This window comes from Mycobacterium sp. E2497 (assembly GCF_001668695.1).
GTDB lineage: Bacteria > Actinomycetota > Actinomycetes > Mycobacteriales > Mycobacteriaceae > Mycobacterium.
In genome coordinates, this window is record NZ_LZKD01000008.1 from 1 (window position 1) to 678 (window position 678).

The 678-nt window shown below is 64.9% G+C and carries 1 pseudogene; it reads right to left on the bottom strand.

The annotated features are described in order from the left end of the window. Positions 1 to 678: pseudogene (locus A5713_RS00450) on the bottom strand (hypothetical protein); the annotation flags it as partial.

The window sequence follows — 678 nt, forward strand, 5'->3', positions numbered from 1 at the left end:
GCAGATCGGCGGTGAGCCACCGGCGATCCATGACGCCACGTCCTCGTCGGCGTCCGTGGTCAACTGCATCGTCAGCGCACCGACAAAGGGCCGTCGGTCGCCCCACTTCTTCGCCCATTCGGCGGCCAGGCCGGGAAAGCAGACTTCGTCATAGGCCTGAATCTCGAGCGAACCGCGTTCGGCGATCCGCCGCGGCGAGGGTTTCGTGGCCGCGGACAGGCCGAGTTCGCGGCGCTGTGCGTTCTCGACTCGCTTCGTCGACCGCCAAAACAACCACTCGACCGTCTTCATGCTGGAGCGGAACAGCGGCGCCGGCACGCGCGGAACGAGCTGGCCGTTGGCCCGCATCGGGAAGTGATGCAGTGTCGCCAGCGGAATGCCGTAGAACTCGGCGACGTTGATCGCCAGGTCCTGGTAGAGCTGTCCGGTGAAGATCAAATCGGCGCCCGCACCGACCGACATCAGTGACGAGCTCATCAGCTGCCAGTTCCGCAGCACCGGCTCCCATGCGTCGCGCATCAACTTGATGGGCCCGCGCACGAAATTCTTCCAGAAGTCGCGGATGAATTCGTCGCTCCAGAAGTCGTGCATATCGGGTCCGTAGCCGATGGCCGCAAGCCCCGCTTCCTCCGCGAGCTCAACAAGATTGGGCGGGACGGCCATCCGGACTTCGTGCCC